This window comes from Aeromicrobium sp. CnD17-E (assembly GCF_024124745.1).
Lineage (GTDB): Bacteria > Actinomycetota > Actinomycetes > Propionibacteriales > Nocardioidaceae > Aeromicrobium.
Map to the genome: position 1 here is coordinate 1 of NZ_JAMXRU010000037.1, position 20,731 is coordinate 20,731.

26 protein-coding genes, 1 tRNA gene and 1 pseudogene are annotated in these 20,731 nt (G+C 72.4%); 13 read left to right on the forward strand and 15 right to left on the reverse strand.

What is annotated here, in order from left to right; all coding sequences use genetic code 11:
• Both NH339_RS08995 and NH339_RS09000 read right to left on the reverse strand, forming a co-directional pair.
• The coding region (locus NH339_RS08995) for a hypothetical protein (protein WP_253024558.1) at positions 1 to 241 on the reverse strand (241 nt) is incomplete at its 3' end.
• An 84-nt stretch (positions 242 to 325) separates the two neighbouring features.
• Positions 326 to 898: a DNA-3-methyladenine glycosylase I gene (locus NH339_RS09000; protein ID WP_253024559.1), complete on the reverse strand. Its 573-nt coding sequence runs from the start codon at positions 896 to 898 to the stop codon at positions 326 to 328.
• Between the two features lie 96 nt (positions 899 to 994).
• Here NH339_RS09000 and NH339_RS09005 point away from each other — a divergent pair.
• Positions 995 to 1,777 (forward strand): annotated as a pseudogene (locus NH339_RS09005) (ion transporter).
• Positions 1,778 to 1,873: 96 nt separating this feature from the next.
• On the opposite strand, the gene NH339_RS09010 reads toward NH339_RS09005, so the two are convergent.
• The 3 genes from NH339_RS09010 to dapE are packed head-to-tail and all read right to left on the reverse strand — an operon-like array spanning position 1,874 to position 4,474.
• Complete coding sequence (locus NH339_RS09010; protein WP_253024560.1) at positions 1,874 to 2,692, reverse strand: TrmH family RNA methyltransferase; 819 nt, start codon at positions 2,690 to 2,692, stop codon at positions 1,874 to 1,876.
• A gap of 4 nt (positions 2,693 to 2,696) precedes the next feature.
• Positions 2,697 to 3,416: a TIGR00730 family Rossman fold protein gene (locus NH339_RS09015; RefSeq protein ID WP_253024561.1), complete on the reverse strand. Its 720-nt coding sequence runs from the start codon at positions 3,414 to 3,416 to the stop codon at positions 2,697 to 2,699.
• Positions 3,413 to 4,474, reverse strand: a complete 1,062-nt coding sequence (dapE, locus tag NH339_RS09020) for a succinyl-diaminopimelate desuccinylase (RefSeq protein WP_253024562.1) — start codon at positions 4,472 to 4,474, stop codon at positions 3,413 to 3,415. Before dapE ends, NH339_RS09015 begins: the two co-directional genes overlap by 4 nt.
• A gap of 670 nt (positions 4,475 to 5,144) precedes the next feature.
• Between dapE and NH339_RS09025 the strand changes: the two genes are divergently transcribed.
• The 3 genes from NH339_RS09025 to NH339_RS09035 are packed head-to-tail and all read left to right on the forward strand — an operon-like array spanning position 5,145 to position 7,028.
• A complete protein-coding gene (locus tag NH339_RS09025) occupies positions 5,145 to 5,837 on the forward strand; it encodes an SDR family oxidoreductase (RefSeq protein ID WP_253024564.1) in 693 nt (230 codons plus the stop codon).
• Complete coding sequence (locus NH339_RS09030; protein WP_253024566.1) at positions 5,834 to 6,352, forward strand: DinB family protein; 519 nt, start codon at positions 5,834 to 5,836, stop codon at positions 6,350 to 6,352. Before NH339_RS09025 ends, NH339_RS09030 begins: the two co-directional genes overlap by 4 nt.
• A gap of 10 nt (positions 6,353 to 6,362) precedes the next feature.
• On the forward strand, positions 6,363 to 7,028 hold the full coding sequence (locus NH339_RS09035; RefSeq protein ID WP_253024568.1) for an SDR family oxidoreductase: 666 nt from the start codon (positions 6,363 to 6,365) through the stop codon (positions 7,026 to 7,028).
• Here the strand turns inward: NH339_RS09035 and NH339_RS09040 are convergent.
• Both NH339_RS09040 and NH339_RS09045 read right to left on the reverse strand, forming a co-directional pair.
• Complete coding sequence (locus NH339_RS09040; protein WP_253024570.1) at positions 7,025 to 7,555, reverse strand: GNAT family N-acetyltransferase; 531 nt, start codon at positions 7,553 to 7,555, stop codon at positions 7,025 to 7,027. The genes NH339_RS09035 and NH339_RS09040 overlap by 4 nt on opposite strands.
• A complete protein-coding gene (locus NH339_RS09045; RefSeq protein WP_253024572.1) occupies positions 7,552 to 8,229 on the reverse strand; it encodes a VOC family protein in 678 nt (225 codons plus the stop codon). The genes NH339_RS09040 and NH339_RS09045 overlap by 4 nt, the downstream gene beginning before the upstream one ends.
• Before the next feature lie 61 nt (positions 8,230 to 8,290).
• Here NH339_RS09045 and dapD point away from each other — a divergent pair, with 61 nt between their 5' ends.
• The 4 genes from dapD (at position 8,291) to NH339_RS09065 (ending at position 12,303) form a co-directional block, all read left to right on the forward strand.
• Positions 8,291 to 9,223 (forward strand): 2,3,4,5-tetrahydropyridine-2,6-dicarboxylate N-succinyltransferase, encoded by a 933-nt coding sequence (gene dapD, locus NH339_RS09050; RefSeq protein WP_253024574.1) that lies wholly within the window; start codon positions 8,291 to 8,293, stop codon positions 9,221 to 9,223.
• Positions 9,224 to 9,338: 115 nt separating this feature from the next.
• Entirely contained in the window at positions 9,339 to 10,169 is an 831-nt protein-coding gene (locus tag NH339_RS09055) for a hypothetical protein (RefSeq protein WP_253024576.1), read from the forward strand.
• 206 nt (positions 10,170 to 10,375) lie between these two features.
• On the forward strand, positions 10,376 to 11,425 hold the full coding sequence (locus NH339_RS09060) for a CoA ester lyase (protein ID WP_308207052.1): 1,050 nt from the start codon (positions 10,376 to 10,378) through the stop codon (positions 11,423 to 11,425).
• A complete protein-coding gene (locus NH339_RS09065) occupies positions 11,422 to 12,303 on the forward strand; it encodes a CoA ester lyase (protein ID WP_308207053.1) in 882 nt (293 codons plus the stop codon). The genes NH339_RS09060 and NH339_RS09065 overlap by 4 nt, the downstream gene beginning before the upstream one ends.
• 54 nt (positions 12,304 to 12,357) lie before the next feature.
• On the opposite strand, the gene NH339_RS09070 is transcribed toward NH339_RS09065, so the two are convergent.
• The 5 genes from NH339_RS09070 to NH339_RS09090 form a co-directional block, all read right to left on the reverse strand.
• Complete coding sequence (locus NH339_RS09070; protein ID WP_253024581.1) at positions 12,358 to 13,281, reverse strand: AEC family transporter; 924 nt, start codon at positions 13,279 to 13,281, stop codon at positions 12,358 to 12,360.
• A 216-nt stretch (positions 13,282 to 13,497) separates the two neighbouring features.
• Positions 13,498 to 13,788, reverse strand: a complete 291-nt coding sequence (locus NH339_RS09075; protein ID WP_253024583.1) for a hypothetical protein — start codon at positions 13,786 to 13,788, stop codon at positions 13,498 to 13,500.
• A 339-nt stretch (positions 13,789 to 14,127) separates the two neighbouring features.
• Positions 14,128 to 15,252 carry an aromatic acid exporter family protein gene (locus tag NH339_RS09080; RefSeq protein ID WP_253024585.1) on the reverse strand — a complete coding sequence of 375 codons (1,125 nt, stop codon included), beginning with the start codon at positions 15,250 to 15,252 and terminating at the stop codon, positions 14,128 to 14,130.
• A gap of 52 nt (positions 15,253 to 15,304) precedes the next feature.
• Positions 15,305 to 15,631: a co-chaperone GroES gene (locus tag NH339_RS09085; RefSeq protein WP_067855740.1), complete on the reverse strand. Its 327-nt coding sequence runs from the start codon at positions 15,629 to 15,631 to the stop codon at positions 15,305 to 15,307.
• Between the two features lie 2 nt (positions 15,632 to 15,633).
• A complete protein-coding gene (locus tag NH339_RS09090) occupies positions 15,634 to 15,879 on the reverse strand; it encodes a DUF3618 domain-containing protein (protein ID WP_253024587.1) in 246 nt (81 codons plus the stop codon).
• A gap of 46 nt (positions 15,880 to 15,925) precedes the next feature.
• Here NH339_RS09090 and bcp point away from each other — a divergent pair, with 46 nt between their 5' ends.
• The 3 genes from bcp (at position 15,926) to NH339_RS09105 (ending at position 17,493) form a co-directional block, all read left to right on the forward strand.
• Positions 15,926 to 16,402 (forward strand): thioredoxin-dependent thiol peroxidase, encoded by a 477-nt coding sequence (gene bcp, locus NH339_RS09095; RefSeq protein WP_253024589.1) that lies wholly within the window; start codon positions 15,926 to 15,928, stop codon positions 16,400 to 16,402.
• Between the two features lie 33 nt (positions 16,403 to 16,435).
• Positions 16,436 to 16,517 (forward strand) — tRNA-Leu (locus NH339_RS09100).
• A gap of 76 nt (positions 16,518 to 16,593) precedes the next feature.
• Positions 16,594 to 17,493, forward strand: a complete 900-nt coding sequence (locus NH339_RS09105; RefSeq protein WP_253024591.1) for a carbohydrate kinase — start codon at positions 16,594 to 16,596, stop codon at positions 17,491 to 17,493.
• Between the two features lie 20 nt (positions 17,494 to 17,513).
• On the opposite strand, the gene NH339_RS09110 is transcribed toward NH339_RS09105, so the two are convergent.
• Positions 17,514 to 17,954, reverse strand: a complete 441-nt coding sequence (locus NH339_RS09110; RefSeq protein ID WP_253024593.1) for an SRPBCC family protein — start codon at positions 17,952 to 17,954, stop codon at positions 17,514 to 17,516.
• 26 nt (positions 17,955 to 17,980) lie between these two features.
• On the opposite strand from NH339_RS09110, the gene NH339_RS09115 reads away from it, so the two are divergent.
• Both NH339_RS09115 and NH339_RS09120 read left to right on the forward strand, forming a co-directional pair.
• Positions 17,981 to 18,445, forward strand: coding sequence for a tRNA (cytidine(34)-2'-O)-methyltransferase (locus NH339_RS09115; RefSeq protein ID WP_253024595.1), 465 nt, complete (start codon positions 17,981 to 17,983; stop codon positions 18,443 to 18,445).
• Positions 18,446 to 18,529: 84 nt separating this feature from the next.
• On the forward strand, positions 18,530 to 19,348 hold the full coding sequence (locus NH339_RS09120; RefSeq protein WP_253024597.1) for an SGNH/GDSL hydrolase family protein: 819 nt from the start codon (positions 18,530 to 18,532) through the stop codon (positions 19,346 to 19,348).
• Here the strand turns inward: NH339_RS09120 and rdgB are convergent.
• On the reverse strand, positions 19,345 to 19,998 hold the full coding sequence (rdgB, locus tag NH339_RS09125; protein WP_253024610.1) for an RdgB/HAM1 family non-canonical purine NTP pyrophosphatase: 654 nt from the start codon (positions 19,996 to 19,998) through the stop codon (positions 19,345 to 19,347). The two genes, NH339_RS09120 and rdgB, sit on opposite strands and share 4 nt — an antisense overlap.
• The gene (gene rph / locus NH339_RS09130) at positions 19,995 to 20,717 is read right to left on the reverse strand and encodes a ribonuclease PH (protein WP_253024612.1); all 723 of its coding nucleotides are present in this window, start codon (positions 20,715 to 20,717) and stop codon (positions 19,995 to 19,997) included. The genes rdgB and rph overlap by 4 nt, the downstream gene beginning before the upstream one ends.
• Positions 20,718 to 20,731: the final 14 nt, after the last annotated feature.

Sequence of the window (20,731 nt, forward strand, 5' to 3'; positions counted from 1 at the left end):
GGGCGGCGGTGGCCCGGTCGCGCGCCCAGTCGCGGCGCACCTGGGCGGTCTCGTTGGCGAGCAGGCGGGCGGCGACGGAGCAGGCCGTCACGGCGTAGACGACCGCGGCCGCGAGGGCGACGACGGTCGAGACCACGATCGCCGCCGCGCCGGCGACGAGGGCGGACACGATGAGCACGACGGCGGCCAGGGTCCGCACGGAGCGGTGGCTGCGTCGATCGGCGGGACGGGAGCTGGTCATGGCGCCAGGGTAGGTCGGTGTGCGCGCCCGCCGTGGGAGGCGCACCGTGCCTGGTGAGGCTGGTGGTGCGGGAGGGAGGAACGGCTAGGACAGCGGCGGCGTGCGACGGGCGAGGCAGCCCACGAGGTGGTCGTCGACCATGCCGGTGGCCTGCATGAGGGCGTAGGCGGTGGTGGGCCCGACGAACTTCAGCCCCCGGCGCTTGAGCTCCTTGGCGAGCGCCGTCGACTCCGCCGACGTCGCAGGCACGTCGGCGACCGTCCGCGGCGCGGGCGACGTCGGTGGCGCGAACGACCAGACGAGGTCGCTGAGGCTCTCGCCCAGCTCGAGCACGGCACGTGCGTTGCTGATGGTGGCCTCGATCTTCGCGCGGTTGCGGACGATGCCCTCGTCGGTGAGGAGACGCTCGACGTCGGCGTCGGCGAACCGCGAGACGAGCGCGGGCACGAAGCCGACGAAGGCCTCCCGGAACGCCTCGCGCTTGCGCAGGATGAGCGACCACGACAGTCCCGACTGGAAGGCCTCGAGGCTGAGCCGCTCGAACATCGCCCGGTCGCCGCGCAGCTCACGACCCCACTCCTCGTCGTGGTAGCGGCGCAGCCTCGGGTCGTCGCCCCACGGGCAGCGCTCGAGGCCGTCGGGGCCGGTCACCGTCATGCGCCGATCCTGCCAGGCACGAGGAGCTCCTCGCTACGATGCGGCTGACCTGCCGTCGCCTTCTCCGGAGCCTGTGTGACCCCGACCCGTGCCCGCGTGCTCGCACTCGTCGAGTCGTCGCGCTTCCAGTGGTTCATCATCGCGGTGATCGTGGTGAACGCCGTCGTGCTGGGCCTCGAGACGTCGCCCCAGCTGCTGCGCCGCGAGGAGTGGCTGGCACCGCTCGGCTGGGCGACGGTCGTCGTGTTCGTCGTCGAGATCGCCCTGCGGATCTATGCCCACCGCGGCGCCTTCTTCCGCGACGGGTAGAGCCTGTTCGACCTGTTCGTGGTGCTGGTGGCGCTCATCCCGGCGTCGGGGGCGTTCGGGGTGCTGCGCGTGCTCAGGGTGCTGCGGGTCCTGCGGCTGCTCTCGGCGGTCCGCTCGATGCGCCGCGTGGTCTCCGCCCTCGCCGCGACGATCCCGGGCATGGTCTCGATCGGCGCGCTGCTGGTGATGCTCGTGTACGTCGCCGGCGTCATGTCGACGCAGATGTTCGGCCGGGTCGACCCCGAGAACTTCGGCGACCTGCCGACGTCGCTGCTGAGCCTGTTCCAGGTGATGACCGGCGACGACTGGGCCAACATCGTCCGCCCCGCGACCGACGCCTACCCCGCCGCGTGGTTGTTCTTCATCGGCTACATCCTCGTCTCGACCTACATCGTCCTCAACCTCTTCATCGCCGTCGCCGTCGAGGCGCTGGAGATGCAGAAGGAGGAGGACCGGCGCGAGATCGTCGACGAGGTGGAGGAGAGCGAGCGGGTCGTCGTCGACGCCGTCGCCGAGCTCCGCGCCGAGGTCGCGGCGCTGCGCGCCGACCTCGCCCGCCAGCGCCCCTGAGGCGGAGATTCCCAGGTCGACCTGGGAATCTGCCACCGGGCACGGTTTCCTCAGCGACGCACGGAAAGCTCTCCGTGCTCCGCTGAGAAAACCGGGTCAGGCGCGGCGACGCTGGCGTGAGGCCTCGTAGAGCACGACCGACGTCGCGTTGGCCGCGTTCAGCGACGACGCCGTCCCGGTGATCGGGATGTGCACCATGACGTCGCAGATCTCGCGCCACGCGGCCGAGAGCCCACGCGTCTCGTTGCCGGTGACGACGACGGTGGGCACCGTCAGGTCGGCATCGGCGAGCTCGACCGGTCCGTCCTCGTCGGTGCCCACGACCTGCACCCAGCCGAGACGCGAGCGCAGGTCCTCGACCCACGCGAGCACCTCGTAGGGCGACCCGAGGCGCACGGTCGGCACGGTCAGCGCCGAGCCCGTCGACGCCCGCACGGCCCGCGGCTCGTACGGGTCGCAGGCATGGCCGCACACCACGAGGCCGCTGCCGCCGAAGGCGTCGACCGACCGCGCGATGCTCCCGACGTTGCCGGGGCTGGTCGGCCGGTCGAGCACGACCGCGAGCAGGTCGGGGCCAGCGGGCAGCCGCGCGAGGTCGTCGGCCGGCTGCGCCATCACCAGCACCACCTCGGGACGGTCCTGCTCCTGCTCGGCCAGCTCGGCGAGGAGCTCCGCCGAGAGGGTGTACTGCTGGGCTCCGCGCACGACGGCCCGCGCCACGGCGTCGCGGGCCCACTGCGACGGGTCGCGACGGTCGTCGTGCAGCACCGCGACGACCTCGAGCGGCGAGTCCAGCGCGACGGACACCGGCCGGACGCCCTGGACGAGCAGCTGGCGCAGCTGGGTGCGCTTGCGCCGGTTGGTCAGCATCGCCTCCCACTGCTGGAAGGCGGCGTTGCGCGACGTGACCCGCACGACGTCAGCTGGACGCGACGGCGTCGAAGTGCGCGACGGCCTCGTCGACGTCGTCGGTGAGCAGCAGGAGGTCGAGGTCGGACTCCTTGATCTTCCCGTCGGGGAGCATCGTCCGACGCAGCCAGTCCACCAGGCCCTGCCAGTAGGCCGTGCCGAACAGCACGATCGGGAAGGTCGTGACCTTGCCCGTCTGCGACAGCGTGAGCGCCTCGAACAGCTCGTCGAGCGTGCCGAAGCCGCCGGGCATGACGACGTAGCCCTGCGAGTACTTCACGAACATCGTCTTGCGGACGAAGAAGTACCGGAAGTTGATGCCGAGGTCGACCCACTCGTTGAGACCCTGCTCGTGCGGCAGCTCGATGCCCAGGCCGACCGACACGCCGCCGCACTCGCTGGCACCGCGGTTGGCCGCCTCCATGGCGCCCGGGCCGCCGCCGGTGATGACGGCGTACCCGAGCCCGCAGAGCTTCTCGGCCACCTCGCGCGCCTTCTCGTACATCGGGTCGTCGGGCGTCGTGCGCGCGGACCCGAACACGGCCACGGCCGGACCGAGCTCGGACAGGGCACCGAAGCCCTCGACGAACTCGGACTGGATGCGCAGCACGCGCCACGGGTCGGTGTGCACCCAGTCGGTCGGGCCGCGCGAGTCGAGCAGGCGCTGGTCGGTGGTGCTGCTGGGGACGTGGCCGCGGCGCAGGTGCACCGGGCCCTTCTGGTAGCTCATGCGGTCAGCCATCTCCTGAGGGCGTCCTCGACGGAACGCAGGTGCGCGACGGGAACGTGCTCGTCCTGCTTGTGGGCGTAGATCGGGTCGCCGGGTCCGTAGTTGACCGCGGGGATCCCGAGCTGCGTGAACTGCGCGACGTCGGTCCAGCCGAACTTCGGGCGCGGCTCGGCGCCGAGCGTCTCGACGAACGCGGCGGCGGCAGGCTGGTCGAGACCGGGGAGCGCCCCGGGCGCGGAGTCGGTGACGGTCAGCTCGAAGCCGTCGAACACCTCGCGCAGGTGCGCCAGCGCGTCGTCCTCGGACCGGTCGGGCGCGAAGCGGTAGTTGACCGTGACGGTGGCGAGGTCGGGCACGACGTTGCCGGCCACCCCGCCGCTGATGCCGACGGCGTTGAGCCCGTCGCGGTACTCGAGCCCGTCGATGACGACACGCCGCGGCTCGTAGTCGCGCAGGCGCACGAGCACCTCGGCGGCGTCGTGGATGGCGTTGTGCCCGGTCCACGACCGAGCGGCGTGCGCACGCTCGCCCCGGGTGACGACGTCGACACGGATCGTGCCCTGGCAGCCCGCCTCCACGGACGCGACGGACGGCTCCATGAGGATCGCGAAGTCGCCGGCGAGCAGCTCCGGACGTTCGCGCGCGAGCCGACCGAGCCCGTTGAACCGCGCGGCGATCTCCTCGGCCTCGTAGAAGACGTAGGTGACGTCGCGCACCGGCTCGGCGACGGTCGCCGCGAGCTGCAGCGCGACGGCGACGCCGCCCTTCATGTCGCACGTGCCGAGTCCCCAGAGCGTGTCGCCGTCCAGGCGCGTCGGGAAGTTGTCGTTCGCGGGCACGGTGTCGAGGTGCCCGGCGATGACCACACGCTCCGCCCGGCCGAGGTCGGTGCGGGCCACGAGCGTGTGCCCGTCGCGCACGACCGTCAGGTGCGGCGCCGCGAGCAGCACCGCCTCCACCGCGTCGGCGATCTCGGCCTCGTCGAGACTCTCCGACGCGATGTCGCAGAGGTCTGCGGTGAGCTGGACGATGTCGCGGGTCGGGTCGAGCACGGCCATGGCGCCCACTCTAGGGCGCGGCCGCCCCTCCCCCGCGGCTGCGTCGGTGCGGCTTCGGGGCTGCGCTGGCGCGGCTTCGACTCGTCCTGCGCTCCGAAAGGGCCTCGACCGGGCGGCTGGGCGGTCGCTGCTCTGGGGTCTCGGGCTGCGGGCCGCGCGGGACGCAAGATTCTGCGTGTGCGCGTCCCATCGGTGGATCTGCAACCTTCTCAGCGCTGTACAGGTGGAGAATCCACCGCCGACAGGGTCAGACGTGGCAGGGCTTCTCCCTTCTGGTGGACCGTGCCACGCGAAGGGAGAAGCGCTGCCCACCCCACCCCCAAGTGCACCCACGATTCTTTCTTCACGCGCTTGAGGCCGAACGATTCTGCGTTGGCGACGGGATCCCGTAGCAAATGCAGAACCGTTGACCCTCCCACGCACCGATGCAGAACCGTGCGCATCACGCGAGCCGCAGCCCGAGTGCCCAACCCAGCGCGGTTGCCAGCCGCCCGGTCGAGGCCCTTTCGGAGACCACCCCCAGCGCCAGCCGAGGCAGCGCGCCAGCAAGGTCACGACCCCTGCGGAAGCGCACCCGCAAGTCCACGACCACCACCACCCACGCACCCGCAGGTCGACGACGAGCCGCACTCACGTTGCGCCACGCGCCCTCGCGCGTAGCGTCGAACGCATGGAGATCACCGACGCCCGCGTCCTCGTCGTCGGGGCCACCGGCGCCCTCGGAGGAGGTGTCGCGCGGGCGCTGCACGGGGCCGGGGCGCGGCTGGCGGTCACCGGACGCGACGCCGACCGGCTCGCGGCCGTCGCGTCGGAGCTGGCAGCGCCGGCGTACGAGCTCGACGTCGTCGACGTCGAGCGTGCCGCGGCCACGATCGGGGAGGCCGTCGAGGCGCTCGGCGGGCTCGACCTGCTCGTCGTCGCGACCGGGGTGCCCGCGTTCGGGTCGGCCGTCGACACCGACCCCGCCGTCGCCGAGGAGCTGTTCGCCGTCAACACGCTCGGCGCGACCGGCGTCGTGCGCGCGGCCCTCCCCCACCTGGACGGCGGCGTGGCCGTGGTGCTCTCGGCGATCCTCGCCGACGCGCCCACCGCCGGCATGGCCGACTACTCCGCCGCGAAGGCCGCGCTCTCGGCGTGGCTCACGGTCGTGCGTCGCGAACGTCGCCGCAGCACCCGCATCGTCGACGTCCGACCCCCGCACCTCGACACCGACCTCGCCGCGCACGCACTCGCCGGCGAGCCACCCAAGCTCCCGGAACCCCTCTCTGCCGCCGAGGTCGTCGACGCCGTGCTGGCCGCCGTCCGCGACGACAAGGCCACCGAGGTCGTCTGGGACCGACGAGAAGGCCTGGTGGTCCGATGAACGAGCGCCTGACGACGTCCGACGTGCTGCGCGACGCGTTCGGGAGGGTCCGCGAGCTGGTCGAGCAGCAGTGCGCCGACCTCGACGAGCGCACCGCGACGTACCGCGTCGACCCCGACGCGAACACCCCGATCTGGCTCCTGTGGCACCTCGCTCGCGTGCAGGACGACCACGTGGCCGGGCTGGCCGGCACCGACCAGGCGTGGGAGCGCTGGCGCGACCTCTTCGCCCTCCCCTTCGAGCCCGGCGACATCGGCTACGGGCACGACAGCGACCAGGTCGCGGCCGTCCGCACCGACCCCGACCTGGTGGCGCGCTACCACGGTGACGTGCACGCGCTGACCCTCGCCTACCTCGACCGCGTCGACGGTGCCGAGCTCGCGCGCGTGGTCGACGAGGACTGGGACCCGCCGGTCACCGCCGGGGTGCGCCTGGTCAGCGTCCTGGGCGACACCCTGCAGCACCTCGGCCAAGCAGCCTTCGTGGTCGGGGTCGCGCAGCGCCGTCGACGCTAGGGTGCGATGCATGCCCGTCGCACTCGTGACCGGGGCGGCCCGACCGGACAGCCTCGCCGCCGCCATCGTGCCTCGACTCGTGGAGGACGGCTGGGAGGTGGCGACGTCCGATCTGCACGGCACCGACCACGACGTCGACCTGTCCACCCCGCACGGCCCCGACGACCTGCTCGCCGCCGTCACCCGTGAGCGCGGACCGGTGGGCGCACTCGTGCTCAGCCACGCGCACGGCGTGGAGAGCGGCCTGCTGGACACGACCGCTGAGAGCTTCGACCGGCACGTCGCCGTGAACGCCCGCGCGAATCTGCTGCTCATCGCCGGCTTCGCGCGCCAGGTGCCCGAGGGCGGCGGCGCCGTCGTCGCCCTCACGAGCGACCACACAACCGGCAACCTGCCCTACGGCGCCTCCAAGGGCGCGCTCGATCGCATCGTGATCTCGGCAGCGCGCGAGCTGGGCCCGATGGGGATCAGCGCGAACGTGCTGAATCCGGGGCCGGTCGACACAGGATGGATGGACGACGAGCTGCGCGCCGGTCTCCTGCCGCACCACCCGCTGGGCCGACTGGGCACGCAGCGCGACATCGCCGACGTCGTCGCGTTCCTGCTGTCCCCCGCCGGACGCTGGGTCTCGGGTCAGCTGCTGAACGCCGACGGCGGGTTCTCGGCCCGTTACTAGAGCCGCGGCGCGCTGGGAGCGAGGCGCTGGAAGAGCACGTGGTCCTGCCACCGTCCCTGGATGCGCAGGTACTGCGGGGCGACGCCGAACCGTTCGAAGCCGCACCGCTCGAGCACCGCCTGCGAACGGTGGTTGTGCACGAGGGTGCCGGCCTGCAGACGGTGCAGGCCGAGCACCTCGAAGGCGTGCACGGACGCCTCCTCGACGGCGCGGGTCATGAGCCCGCGACCCTGCACGTCGGCGGCGAGCCAGTATCCCAGGTGGGCGTTCTCGAAGGCACCGCGCACGACGTCGTTGAGGTTGAGCTCGCCGACGACCTCGCCGCCCTCCTCGACCACCACGAAGTAGGCGCCCCGTCCTTCGGCCATCGCGAGCAGCCGCGCCTCGACCACCTCGAGCTGTCCCTCGACCGTGTAGAAGCGGTCGGGTCGGGACGGGCTCCACGGATCGAGGTGAGCCCGGTGGTCGGTCCAGAGCCGGCTCAGCACCTCCGCGTCGGCGGGGTCGAGCACCCGCAGGACGCTCACGCGTCGGCTCGCTCGAACACGCAGAACTCGTTGCCGTCGGGGTCGGCCATGACCGTCCAGCGCACCTCGTCGTCGGGACGTCGCAGGAGCGTCGCCCCGCGCTCGACGAGGTCTGCGACCGTGCCGTCGGCGAGCGTGACGTCCCAGTGGATCCGGTTCTTGACCGTCTTGGGCTCGGGCACCGAGCAGAACACGACGCCTTCGCACGGCAGCCCGGGCACGTCCTCGACCCAGCTGAAGCCGCCGTCGGCGTCGGTGCCGACCTGCCCTCCCCACACGCCCTGCCACCAGGCGGCCGCGGCGCGGTGGTCGACGACGTCGACGCAGACCTCGTAGAGCCGGTACGCGGGCACGGCGTCGCGCACGAACGTGCAGACCTCGTCGCCCTCGGGCCCGGCGACGACGGTCCAGCGGAACGCTCCCTCCGCACTGAGCCGCGTCGTCCCCGGCGGCACCTCCTCGGCGGCGTGGACGTCGAGGTGCACACGGTCCTTGACGGTCTTCGGCTCGGGCACGCGGTTGACCCAGACGGTGTGCTCGGGCGTCGGCCCCACGAGGTGCGCGTCGTCACCGTCGAGGACCGCGTCGAGACCGAGCAGCGCCGCCCACGACGGAGCCGCGGAGGTCGGGTCGCCCGCGTCGATGCAGAGGTCCTTCCAGGTGACGAGAGGCATGCGTCTCACGCTAGACCCGCTCCCCGACAGCGGCCAGCCACGGCTCGATAGATTGGCTCCCATGAGCGAGAACAGCGCGCACGGGTACGGTCTGGCCACCCTCACCGAGGACGGCGACGTCCTCGACGTCTGGTTCCCCGAGCCCCGTCTCGGCGTCCCGGCGCACGACCCGGAGCCCGAGGAGCTCACCGCGCTGACGGGCGACGATCCGGTCCGTCAGGTGCGCAAGGCGGTCGTGCACGTCGTCGTCGACGACCTCGCCGCCGCTCCTGCCGACACCTACGACGTGTGGCTGCGCCTGCACCTGCTGTCGCACCGGCTCGTCAAGCCGCACGGCCTCAGCCTCGACGGCCAGTTCGGCCTGCTCACGAACGTCGTGTGGACGACGATCGGCCCGTGCGCCGTCGCCGGCTTCGAGCGCACCCGCGCCCGCGCCCGCGCCGCCGGTCTGACGGTGAACGTCACGAGCATCGACAAGTTCCCGCGCATGACCGACTACGTCATCCCCTCCGGCGTGCGCATCGGCGACGCCGACCGGGTGCGGCTCGGTGCGCACCTCGCGGAGGGCACCACCGTCATGCACGAGGGCTTCGTGAACTTCAACGCCGGGACGCTCGGCCACGCGATGGTCGAGGGTCGGATCTCGGCGGGCGTCGTGGTCGGCGACGGCACCGACATCGGCGGCGGTGCCAGCATCATGGGCACGCTCTCCGGCGGCGGCACGCAGGTCATCTCCATCGGCAGCGGGAGCCTGCTCGGCGCGAACTCGGGCATCGGCATCTCCCTCGGCGACGACTGCGTCGTGGCGGCCGGCTGCTACGTCACCGCCGGCACGAAGGTGCGCACCCCGGACGGCACGGTCGTCAAGGCGGCCGAGCTGAGCGGCCAGGACAACCTGCTGTTCCTCACCAACAGCGAGACCGGCCAGGTCGAGGCGCGACCGCGTGGCGAGCGTCGCGGCATCGAGCTCAACTCCGACCTGCACGCCAACTGAGCGACGTCGCCGCGGCCCGGCCACCGGGGGCGGACCCGCGGCGGTGCGCGACCGGTGCGACGTCGTGCCCTCGCGTCGTCGCCCGCGGGTGGGTCCGTCTGCCTAGGGTGGCGCCGTGAAGCTGCGCTGGGTCCTCCTCGTCACCGTGCTGGTGGCCGGTGGCCTGGTGGTCACGGTCTTCACCGACCGCCAGCCGCGTCGCAGCGAGTACTGCGTGGCCCGCGTGGGCGACACGGTGGCACAGGTCGACGTCGAGCAGGCGCGCTGGTCGTCGTTGATGGCAGCGCTGGCGCAGAACCGGGGACTGCCGCCGCGGGCGACGACGATCGCGATCGCGACCGCGTTCCAGGAGTCGAAGATCCGCAACATCGACTACGGCGACCGCGACTCGGTCGGGCTGTTCCAGCAGCGTCCGTCGCAGGGCTGGGGCACGGTCGACCAGATCATGGACCCGGCGTACGCGATCGGCAGGTTCTACGACGGGCTCGAGAAGGTCGACGGGTACGCGAGCAAGCGGATCACCGTCGCGGCGCAGGAGGTGCAGCGCTCCGCCTTCCCGGGCGCCTACGCGCAGCACGAGGACTACGCGCGGGCGCTGTCGTCGGCCCTGCGCGGCTACAGCCCGGCGGCGTTCACGTGCCAGCTGAACCCGGTGGGCGGCGGGAACGTGCGCAGCGTCGCGGCCGACGTCGACGCGGCGTTCGGCGAGATCGAGCACACGAGCGACGAGGCGCAGGACGAGCTGACGTTCCGGTTCGCGGGCGCCCGGGCCGACGTGCGGGCACGCGGCTGGGCGCTGGCGCACTACCTGGTGGCCAACGCCGAGCACCTGAAGGTCGCCGCCGTCTCCTTCGACGGTCGACGCTGGAGCGCCGAGGACTCCCCCGACGGGTGGGTGCGCGACACCGGCGCCCGCCGCGACCGGGTCGTCGCCTCCCTGCGCTGACTCGTCGGCGGTAGGTGACGCGCGTCAGCGAGGGTCGGTACCGCGCGCGACCTACCTGCACGCGTCGTTCCGCGCGTCACCTACCGCCCTGGCGGGGGCGCCGGGCCGTGGGCGGCAAAGTGAACAGTGACACCCGCCCTACTCACGAGTCACGAAGCCCGGCCATACTGACGGGCAGTCCCGCCGTCTGCAGGAAGAGAAGCCACGTGCGCAACCCCCGTGCATTCCTCCGTCCCCTCGCGGTCGGAGCGCCCGCTCCGCTGTCCGAGGTGCCGTTCCGTCCGTCCCGGATGATCCACTTCTTCGACCCGAGCAACGAGAAGATGGCGGCCAAGGTGCCGGACATCGCGAAGAAGGTCGACATCATCCTCGGCAACCTCGAGGACGCGATCAAGACCGAGAAGAAGGAGGCCGCTCGCCAGGGTCTCGTCGACATCGCGAAGGCGACCGACTTCGGCGACACGCAGCTCTGGGTGCGCGTGAACAGCCTCGACTCGCCGTGGGTCCTCGACGACCTGACGACGCTGGTGACGGAGGTCGGCGACAAGCTCGACGTCATCATGGTGCCGAAGGTGGAGGGTGCGCAGGACATCCACTACGTCGACCGGCTGCTGGCGCAGCTGGAGGCGAAGGGGAACGTGCGCAAGCCGCTGCTGGTGCACGCGATCCTCGAGACCGCGCTCGGCATGACGAACGTCGAGGAGATCGCGGCGGCGAGCCCGCGCATGCAGGGCATCAGCCTCGGCCCGGCCGACCTCGCGGCGAGCCGTCGCATGAAGACGACGCGTGTCGGCGGCGGGCACCCGGGCTACCTGGTGCGTCAGGACCCGACGGGTGAGGACCTCACCGGGGGTCGCACGACCTACCAGCAGGACCTGTGGCACTACACGATCGCGCGCATGGTCGACGCCTGCGCCGCGAACGACATCCTCCCGTTCTACGGCCCGTTCGGCGACATCAAGGACGTCGTGGCGTGCGAGGACCAGTTCCGCAACGCGTTCCTGCTGGGCTGCGTGGGCGCGTGGAGCCTGCACCCGGTGCAGATCGACATCGCGAAGAAGGTGTTCTCCCCGAGCGCCGAGGACGTGGCGCACGCGAAGGAGGTCGTCGAGGCGATGGGCGACGGCTCCGGTGCGGTCATGATCAACGGCAAGATGGAGGACGACGCGTCCTGCAAGCAGTGCCTCGTGATGCTGGACCTGGCCCGTGAGCTGGCCGAGCGCGACCCCGAGCTGAAGGAGCTGTACGCCCTGTGAGCACCACTCCCGCCCCCATCCGTCCCCGCCGCTCGGTGCTGTACATGCCGGGCGCGAACGAGCGCGCGCTCGAGAAGGCGAAGTCGATCGACGCCGACGCGCTGATCCTCGACCTCGAGGACTCGGTGGCCCCGGACGCCAAGGTCCAGGGTCGCGAGAACGTGGTCGCGGCGGTCCGGTCCGGCGAGTACGGCCATCGCGAGCTGGCGATCCGCGTGAACTCGATCGGCACCGAGTGGCACGACGCGGACGTCGAGGCGGCGAGCCAGGCCGGTCCCGACGCGATCCTTGTGCCGAAGGTCGAGTCGGCGGAGCAGGTGCTCGCGCTCGTCGAGGCGCTGGAGCGGCACGGCGCGCCGGACCACACGCAGCTCTGGGCGATGATCGAGACGCCGCGCGCGCTGCTGCACGCGGAGGAGATCGCGGCGGCCCACGAGCGGCTCACGGTCGTCGTCATGGGCACGAACGACATCGTCAACGAGACGTACGGCCTGCACGTCCCCGGTCGCAACGCGACGGTGCTGACGTCGCTCGCGTGGACGCTGCTGGCGGTGCGCGCGGCCGGCAAGGTGGTCATCGACGGCGTGTACAACGCGGTGAAGGACCCGGAGGGCTTCGAGGCCGAGGCGCGCCAGGGTCGGGAGATGGGCTTCGACGGCAAGACGCTCATCCACCCCTCGCAGGTGGAGCCCGCGAACGTCGCGTTCGCGCCGTCGGCCGACGACGTCGAGCGCGCGCAGGGCCTCATCGACACGTTCGAGGAGGCGAAGGCCGCCGGGCAGGGCGTCGTGACCTTCAACGGCAAGATGGTGGAGGAGCTGCACGTGCGCGACGCGCGGCGCATCCTCGCCTTCCACGAGGCGCTGCAGGGTCGCTGACCACCCGCAGGCAGGGCCCCGTCCGCGTGGACGGGGCCCTGCGTGCGTCCGGCGTCAGCCGACGACGGCTGCCGCGACGGCGACGGCGGGCACCGACAGCACGGTGGTGGCGAAGACGGCGTCCCGCGCCAGCACCGTGGAGCGGTCGTAGCGCACGGCGATGACGAAGATGTTCTGCGCGGCGGGCAGCGCGGCGAGCACGGTGACGGCCAGCAGCGGGGCTCCCTCCATGCCGAGCGCGAAGCGGCCGACCGTGTACGCCACCACGGGCTGCACCACGAGCTTCAGCGTCACGATCAGCGCGAGCACCGGTGCGCTGCCACCGCTGCCCGGGCGGGGTCCGAGCCGCAGCGAGACGCCGTAGGCGATCAGCATGGCGGGCACCGCCATGGCCCCGACGAGGCCGAGCGGCTCGTCGACGAGCCGAGGGAGCCGCACGTCGGTGAGCGAGAGGGTGAGCCCGAGCAGCGACCCGACGGTCAGGGGCGTGCGCAGCGGTCGGGTGACGAAGCGGTGCCACGGCACCCGGTGCTCCGCGACGGCGACGTCGAGCACCGCGAGGGCGATCGGCTGCAGCACCAGCATCTGCAGCAGCAGGGTCGGCGCGACGAGCGCAGCGTCGCCGAGCACGTAGGCCGCGATCGGCAGACCGAGGTTGCCGGCGTTGACGTACGCCGAGCAGAGCGCGCCGACCACCGTGTCGGCGAGACCCTGGCGCAGCACCAGCCGCGCCACCGCCACGTAGAGCAGGACGACCGTGACCACGGCGCAGCCGGTGGCGACGAGGTTGCGCGACAGCACCGCGGAGACGTCGGCGTCCTGCAGCACCGTGATCATCAGGGCCGGGCTCGCGACGTAGAACGCGAGCCGCGACAGCACGACCTGGGCGCTGAGGTCGAAGACCCGCAGGTGCGCCAGCAGGGCACCGAGCGCGATCAGGGCGCCGATGGTGGTGAACCCCTCCAGGACGCCGCTCATCGTGCTCATCGTCGCAGAGCGGCGCCACGCTCACGGCACCAGGCCGGCCCCAGCACCCCCCGCCGCTGCTCCCTCGTTCCCGCGTTCTGTGGACCTTGAGACGGTCTCCGCGCGGGAGATCGTCATCATCTCCACAGAACGCGGGGAGGGCGTCGTGGTCCGGGGACGAGGAGGGGCCCCGTCCAGGTGGACGGGGCCCCTCGCGACGCGTGGCGTCTACCTCTGGGTCAGCATCTGCAGCCGGTGGGCGTCCTGCAGCGCCTGCATCTCGCGGCGCTGTCGGACGGCCTCCAGCAGGACCTGACGGTCGGTGTCGGACATCTCGTCCCAGGCGCGCTTGCGGCGGGCACGGGAGCGTTCGGGCTTCCTGGCCATCGCGTTCACCCCCTCTCCGGATGTCGTGGTGACGTCGTGTCCGTCTCGGTCGACCCGGGTGGGGGTCGTGGCGATCTGGGTGGTCGTCGGGGTGTCTGCGGGCAAGGTGTCGATGTCGTCGTGCTGGTTCATTGCGCGCCTCCTCTCTGTGAGTCGGGTGGGTGGGATCGAGGACAGGGTGGGATCGAAGGGACGGACGTCGTGGGCGGACACGAGAAGAGCCGCTCAGGACACGGGGTCCGGAGCGGCTCGGGGGCCGGGCAGCTGGTGCCGGCTAACGAGGGACTGCTCCGAGGACGTGGGTGCCGAAGGACGCGACGGCGGACGCGCGATCGAAGGCGATCGGGGTCGTGGTCTGGGTCATGCGGCTCACCTCCTCGGGCGGTCGGGTGAGAGCAACGTAGCGCACCGCGACGCCGGGGCGCCACCCCTTGCGTCGGCGCGTCGAGGCTGCCGGCACGGACGACCGGCTCAGGGACCGACGTCGAGCGCCTCGTCGATCTCGTCGCGCGTGGCACCGCAGACGTACAGCAGGTCGGCGGCGATGGACCGGACCTGGGCGGTGATGGCCGCCGTGTTGAGGGTCATCGTGGCGGGCAGCGCCTCGACCGCGATGCGGACCGCGGCGACGAGCCGCTCGCGCGCACCGGCGAAGTCGTCGAGCGTCGACAGGTCGTCGGCGACGAGGTCGACCGCCTCGGCGAGCTCCTCGACCGACAGCCAGAGCGCGTCGGGGCCCGTCTCGCCGTGGCGCAGCATGGCGCTGGCGCGGCGGGCCAGGACCCGGGCGTCCCGGATGGCGTTGTCGAAGTCGCGCACCGCCCCGACGTAGAGGGCCAGGTGGTCGCGCTGGCGCCACCGCAGCGGGGACATGCGCGCGATCTCGCTGACGTTGGCGGCGGTCGCGTCGAGCGACTCGATGCTGCTCTGCAGGCCTCGGGCCCGCGTGAGCGCGTCGTCGGCGACCGTCGAGTCCGACTCGCGCAGCGCCCGGCCGGTGCCACGGAGCACCGAGGCGAGCTGCCGCAGGAGCCGCTGGACCTCGGCGTCGATGTCGCGCACGGGGTTGCGCGGGATCAGCAGCACCATGGCCATGCCGCAGAGGCCTCCGACGAGCGCGTCGAGGAACCGGGTCAGGGCAGGGTTGCCCGCACCCGGCACGGGCACGACGGCGGCCAGCAGGACGGCCGAGCTGGCCGCCTGGGTGAGCGCGAGCCCGCGGATGCCGGTGAGGGTGGCCGCGGCGACGGTCAGGAGCACGACGAGAGCCATCTGCGCCGGACCACGTCCGATGGTGAGGATGATCAGCTCGCCCACCAGCACGCCCAGCGCGACGCCGACGACCACCTCGAAGAGCGTGCGTCCGCGCAGCCCACCTCCCGCGGTGATGACGACGACCGCGGCGATGGGCGCGAAGAACGCCTGCTGGTGGCCGAACACCTGGGTGGCCACGAGGAAGGCGAGCGACGACGCGGCCCCGAGGCGGAGCATGAGCCGCCAGCGACGACGGAGCAGACGCAGGCGGTCGACGAACGTCTCCTCGCTGCGCAGCAGCCGGATGCGGCGCAGGGGCACCTCACGTCCGGTCCCGCTCATCCGTCCTCCGCTCCCTGGCCGCGGCCCGTGGCCGCCACCGTCCGCCGCACCCTCACAGGTACAGGCCGGTCTGGCCCTCCTCGATGCGCTCGGAGGCGACGGCGTGCAGGTCGCGCTCGCGCAGCAGCACGAAGCTCTCGCCGCGCACCTCGACCTCCGCCCGCTCCTCCGGGTCGAAGAGGACCCGGTCGCCGACCTCGACCGCGCGCACGTGCGCGCCCGTCGCCTCGACCTTGGCCCACGAGAGGCGCTTGCCCATGGCGGCCGTGGCCGGGATCAGGATGCCGCCGCCGGAGCGCCGCTCCCCCGCCTCGTCGTCGAGGGAGACGAGCAGCCGGTCGTGCAGCATCCGGATCGCGAGCTTGCCGCGCTCGGCCATGGTCAGCCCAGCACCTTGCGCAGGACGACGACGGCGGCGACCGTGCCCACGACGCCGAGGACGACCGGCACGACGTTCTCGTAGCGCAGGCTGCCGTCGGGGGCGACGAAGCGGCCCTTGACGTCCTCCAGGGTCCGGCGGGCGATGTTCTTGGGGTTCGTCCGGTCGACCAGGGCGTCGACGGTGTCGGCCAGGCGCTCGCGGATCTGCTCGATCTCGTCGACCAGCTCGTCGCTCTGTGACGTCACAAGGTGCCTCTCGTCGGGTCGGACTGACCTTGCAAGGATAGGACCCATGACGACGCGACTGCAGCCCGGTGACACCGCACCCGACTTCACCCTCCCGGACGACACCGGCGCGGAGGTGACGCTCTCGGACCTGCGCGGCCAGAAGGTGATCGTGTACTTCTACCCCGCGGCCATGACGCCCGGCTGCACGAAGCAGGCGTGCGACTTCTCCGACTCGATCGACCGGCTGCAGGCCGAGGGCTACACGGTGCTCGGCATCAGCCCGGACAAGCCGGAGAAGCTGCAGAAGTTCCGTGAGCGCGACGGCCTCACCATCACGCTGCTGTCCGACGTCGACAAGGCGGTCATGACGGCCTGGGGCGCGTTCGGGGAGAAGAAGCTGTACGGCAAGGTCGTGGAGGGCGTCATCCGCTCGACGGTCGTCGTCGGCGAGGACGGCACGGTCGAGCTGGCGCAGTACAACGTGAAGGCGACGGGTCACGTGGCGAAGCTGCGCCGCGACCTCGGCCTCGACGCCGCCTGAGGTCGGCGCCGCACTAGACTCGGGCCCGCACCCGCCGGTGTGGTGGAACTGGTAGACACGCAGGATTTAGGTTCCTGTGCCCCTGGGCGTGCAGGTTCGAGTCCTGTCACCGGCACTGGGGCACACACCTGGGCGACACACCTGGCCGGAGCGCCTCGTGCGGCGAGCCACTCGACCGGCACACTGTGCGCATGGTCCTCGTCATCGGTGAGTCCCTCGTCGACATCGTCGAACGGTCCGACGGCTCCCGGTCCGAGCACCCCGGCGGCAGTCCCGCGAACGTCGCGGTCGGGCTCGGTCGGCTGGGCGTGACCCCCGTGCTGGCCACGAGCCTGGCCACCGACGACCTCGGAGCGCTGGTGCGGATGCACCTCGCCGAGTCCGGCGTGCGCCTCATGCCGGGGCTCAAGCAGCTGGAGCGCACCTCCACGGCCGTGGCGACGCTCGCCGACGACGGCAGCGCGACCTACGAGTTCGACATCGTCTGGGACCCGGGTCGGATCTGGGCCGAGGAGGTGCCCGACATCATCCACACGGGGTCGATCGCCGCGTTCCTCGACCCGGGCGCGGACGAGGTGGAGGACGCCCTGCGCCGCCTCGCCCCGATGTGCACGGTGACCTTCGACCCCAACGTGCGGCCGAGCCTGCTGCCCAGCCGGGCGGAGGCGCTCGACCGCGTGGAGTCGCTGCTGCCGCTGTGCGACGTCGTCAAGGTCAGCGACGAGGACCTCGCCTGGCTCGAGCCGCACAGCGACCCGGCTGACACCGCGCGCAGCTGGCTGGCTGCCGGCCCCGCCGCCGTGGTGATGACGATGGGTCCGCGGGGTGCACGCACGTACACGCACCGCGGCTCGATCGCCTCGCGCGCCCTGGCCGAGCACGTCGTCGACACGGTCGGCGCCGGCGACGCGTTCATGTCGGGCCTCATCGCGGCCCTGAAGGACGACGGGCTCGACGGGGTCGTCGGCAGCACGCGCCTGCACGCCGCCGACCTGTCGCTGTGGCGCGAGGTCACCGACTTCGCGTCACGCTGCTCGGCGTTCGTCGTGGCCCGGGCAGGCGCCCAGCCGCCGTGGGAGCACGAGCTCTGAGCCCGGCTGCCCCGACGCCGTCAGGGCAGCAGCCGCGGCAGCCCCGCGGAGATCTTCTGGGTCAGCACCTTCGCGACCACGCCGGCCACGCCAGGGACCGGCGCGTCGAAGTGGATGGTGTAGTCGAGCAGCGTGCCGCCGTCCGCCGTCGGCGTGAAGAGCTGGATGCCGCGGTGGCCGCGGAGCGGACTGCCCTGGGTGATCTCGTACTCGATGCGCTCGTCGGGCTCGGAGACCACGACGGTCTCGACGAACGCGGGCAGCGGGCCGATCTTCAGCGTCCGCGCCGAGCCGACGCCGTTGCGCGACGTCTCCCCGTCGCGCAGGCGGGTGATGCTCGCGCCGAACAGCCGGCCGAGGTTCTCGTGCTCGCCGAGCGCGGCGAACACGTCGGCGGGCGCGGAACGGAAGGTGTGGGTCACGTGGACCCGGGGCTGGCCGAGGGGGTGGGGTCCGGGCATGCCCGACATCCTAGAGTGACGGCGTCATGTTCCGTGTCCTGTTCCACGAGCCGCGCATCCCGGGCAACACCGGGAACACGATCCGGCTCGCCGCCGCCACCGGGGCGGAGCTGCACCTCGTCGAGCCCCTCGGCTTCGACCTGTCGGAGCCGAAGCTGCGACGCGCCGGGCTCGACTACCACGACCTCGCCACGCTGCACGTGCACGCCGACCTCGAGGCGGCGCTGACCGCCCTCGGCGACGCGCGGGTCTTCGCCTTCACCACCGGCGCGACCCGCGCCTACACCGACGTCGCGTACGAGCCCGGCGACGTCCTGCTGTTCGGCGCCGAGCCGAGCGGTCTGCCCGAGGAGGTGCAGCAGCACCCCCGCGTGACCGACCGGCTGCGCCTGCCGATGCTGCCCGCCCGACGCTCGATGAACCTCGCGAACTGCGCCGCGATCGTCGTCTACGAGGCCTGGCGCCAGCACGGCTTCGCGGGTGGTCACTGAGCCATCGGTCACTCCGTGCCCCGACTCGACGTGGGCGACGTAGGCTGGGGAGGACGAGCGACGACGGGAGGACAGAGCGAGACGATGGCACGACGTACCCTCCACCGACACGTCCTCGTCAGCGCCCTCGTGCTCGGTCTGCTCGCCAGCCTCGCGATCACGCTGGGTCACCAGGGTGCGGTCGGCAGCGAGCCCACGGTCGCCGACCAGCAGGCCGTCCTGGGCGAGCCCGTCGCCGCGCGCAACCCGTTCCCGCGCGGCATCGTGGTCGTCGGCGACTCCATCACGGCCCGCTACGACGACGAGCCCGGCAGCCGGCACCAGGGCTGGTGGAGCTTCGTGGCCCGCCACTACGACACGCCCGTGCGCACGTACGCGCAGTCCGGGTCGGGCTACCTGCGTCCGGGCATGGGCTGCACCGGCGACACGTTCGTCCAGCGCCGCGCCGCGTTCCGTGGTCCTGCGCCGTCGGTGTTCATCGTCGAGGGCGGCCGCAACGACTGGGCGTCGTGCGCGGAGGGTCGTCTGGTCCCCTCCTCCGACGCGGCCGTGCAGGAGGCCGTCACGCGCTACCTCCGGCTGGTCAAGCGCCGGATGCCCGAGAGCACCCGGATCCTGGTGCTGGGTCCGCCGTGGGGCCCGACCGAGCCGTGGCAGCAGCGTCGCGTGACGTCCATCGTGCACACCGCCGCGCTCCGCGAGGGGCTCGAGTACGTGCCCACGCGGGGTGCCCTCGACCGGCACGGACGCACCATCGACGGCGTCCACCCCACCCTGTCCGGCAGCCTCGCGCTGGCCGACGTGGTGGTCGACGCCCTCGACCGGCCTGCTCCCGGATCACCCGGTCTCACCGCGGTCGAGCGGGAGTCGACGGCCCGAGCGGCGACGGATCGCGCGCGCTAGTCGCCCAGCGCACGCGCCACCAGCGGTGCGACCTGCGTCAGCGCGCGGCCCCGGTGGCTGATGGCGTCCTTCTCCGTCGGCGCGAGCTCCGCCGTCGACACGTCGTACCCGTCGGCCGCGAACAGCGGGTCGTAGCCGAAGCCGCCCTCGCCCTGCTCGGCCGGCAGGATGCGGCCCGGCATCTCGCCGCGGACGACGTGCTCCTGCCCGTCGGGCGTGCAGAACGCGACCACGGCGACGAACGTGGCCGTACGACGCTCCGGCGGGACCTCGGAGAGCTGGCTCAGCAGCAGCCGGTTGTTGGCGGCGTCGCGCGTCTCCCGCGCCGCCCCCGGCCCGGCACCCCCGCCGGGCTCGCTCCTCGGGACCCCCGACCACCGCGCCGACAGCACCCCGGGCATCCCGTTCAGCGCGTCGACGCACAGCCCTGAGTCGTCGGCCAACGACGGCAGTCCCGTCGCCTCCAGGCACGCCCGCGCCTTGATCAACGCGTTGCCCTCGAACGTCGGCTCGGTCTCGGCCGGCTCGGGGTAGTCGGCGACGTCGGACAGCCCGAGCACCTGCACGTCCGGCACGAGCGGCGCGAGGATGCGCTGCAGCTCCGCGAGCTTCTTGGCGTTGTTCGACGCCAGCACGACGGTGCGGGTCACGCCTGCAGGGCTTCCTGCTGCAGACGCGTCAGGTCGGCGCAGCCCTTCTCGGCCAGCGCGAGCAGCGCGTCGAGCTCGGAGCGGACGAAGGGGGCGCCCTCGGCGGTGCCCTGGATCTCGATGAACGAGCCCTCCCCCGTCATGACGACGTTCATGTCCGTCTCGGCGCGGACGTCCTCGACGTAGGGCAGGTCGAGCATCGGGGTGCCGTCGATGATGCCGACGCTGACCGCGGCGATCGACTGCACGAGCGGCTCGCCCGCGAGGGCGCCCTTCTCGCGCAGGTGGGCGACCGCGTCGGCGAGGGCCACGTAGGCGCCCGTGATGGCCGCCGTCCGCGTGCCGCCGTCGGCCTGCAGCACGTCGCAGTCGATGGTGATCGTGTTCTCGCCGAGCGCCTTGTCGTCGACCGCGGCGCGAAGCGACCGTCCGACGAGGCGCGAGATCTCGTGCGTGCGACCGCCGATCCGGCCCTTGACCGACTCGCGCTGCGAACGGTCGTGGGTGGCCTGCGGCAGCATCGCGTACTCGGCCGTGACCCAGCCGAGGCCGGAGCCCTTGCGCCAGCGCGGCACGCCCTCGGTGGCCGACGCGGCGCACAGCACCTTCGTCCGGCCGAACTCGACCAGGCAGGAGCCCTGGGCGTGGTCGAGCCAGTGACGGGTGATCGTGATCGGACGCAGCTCGTCGACGGCGCGGCCGTCCTCGCGGGTGGTCATGGTCGCGACCCTAC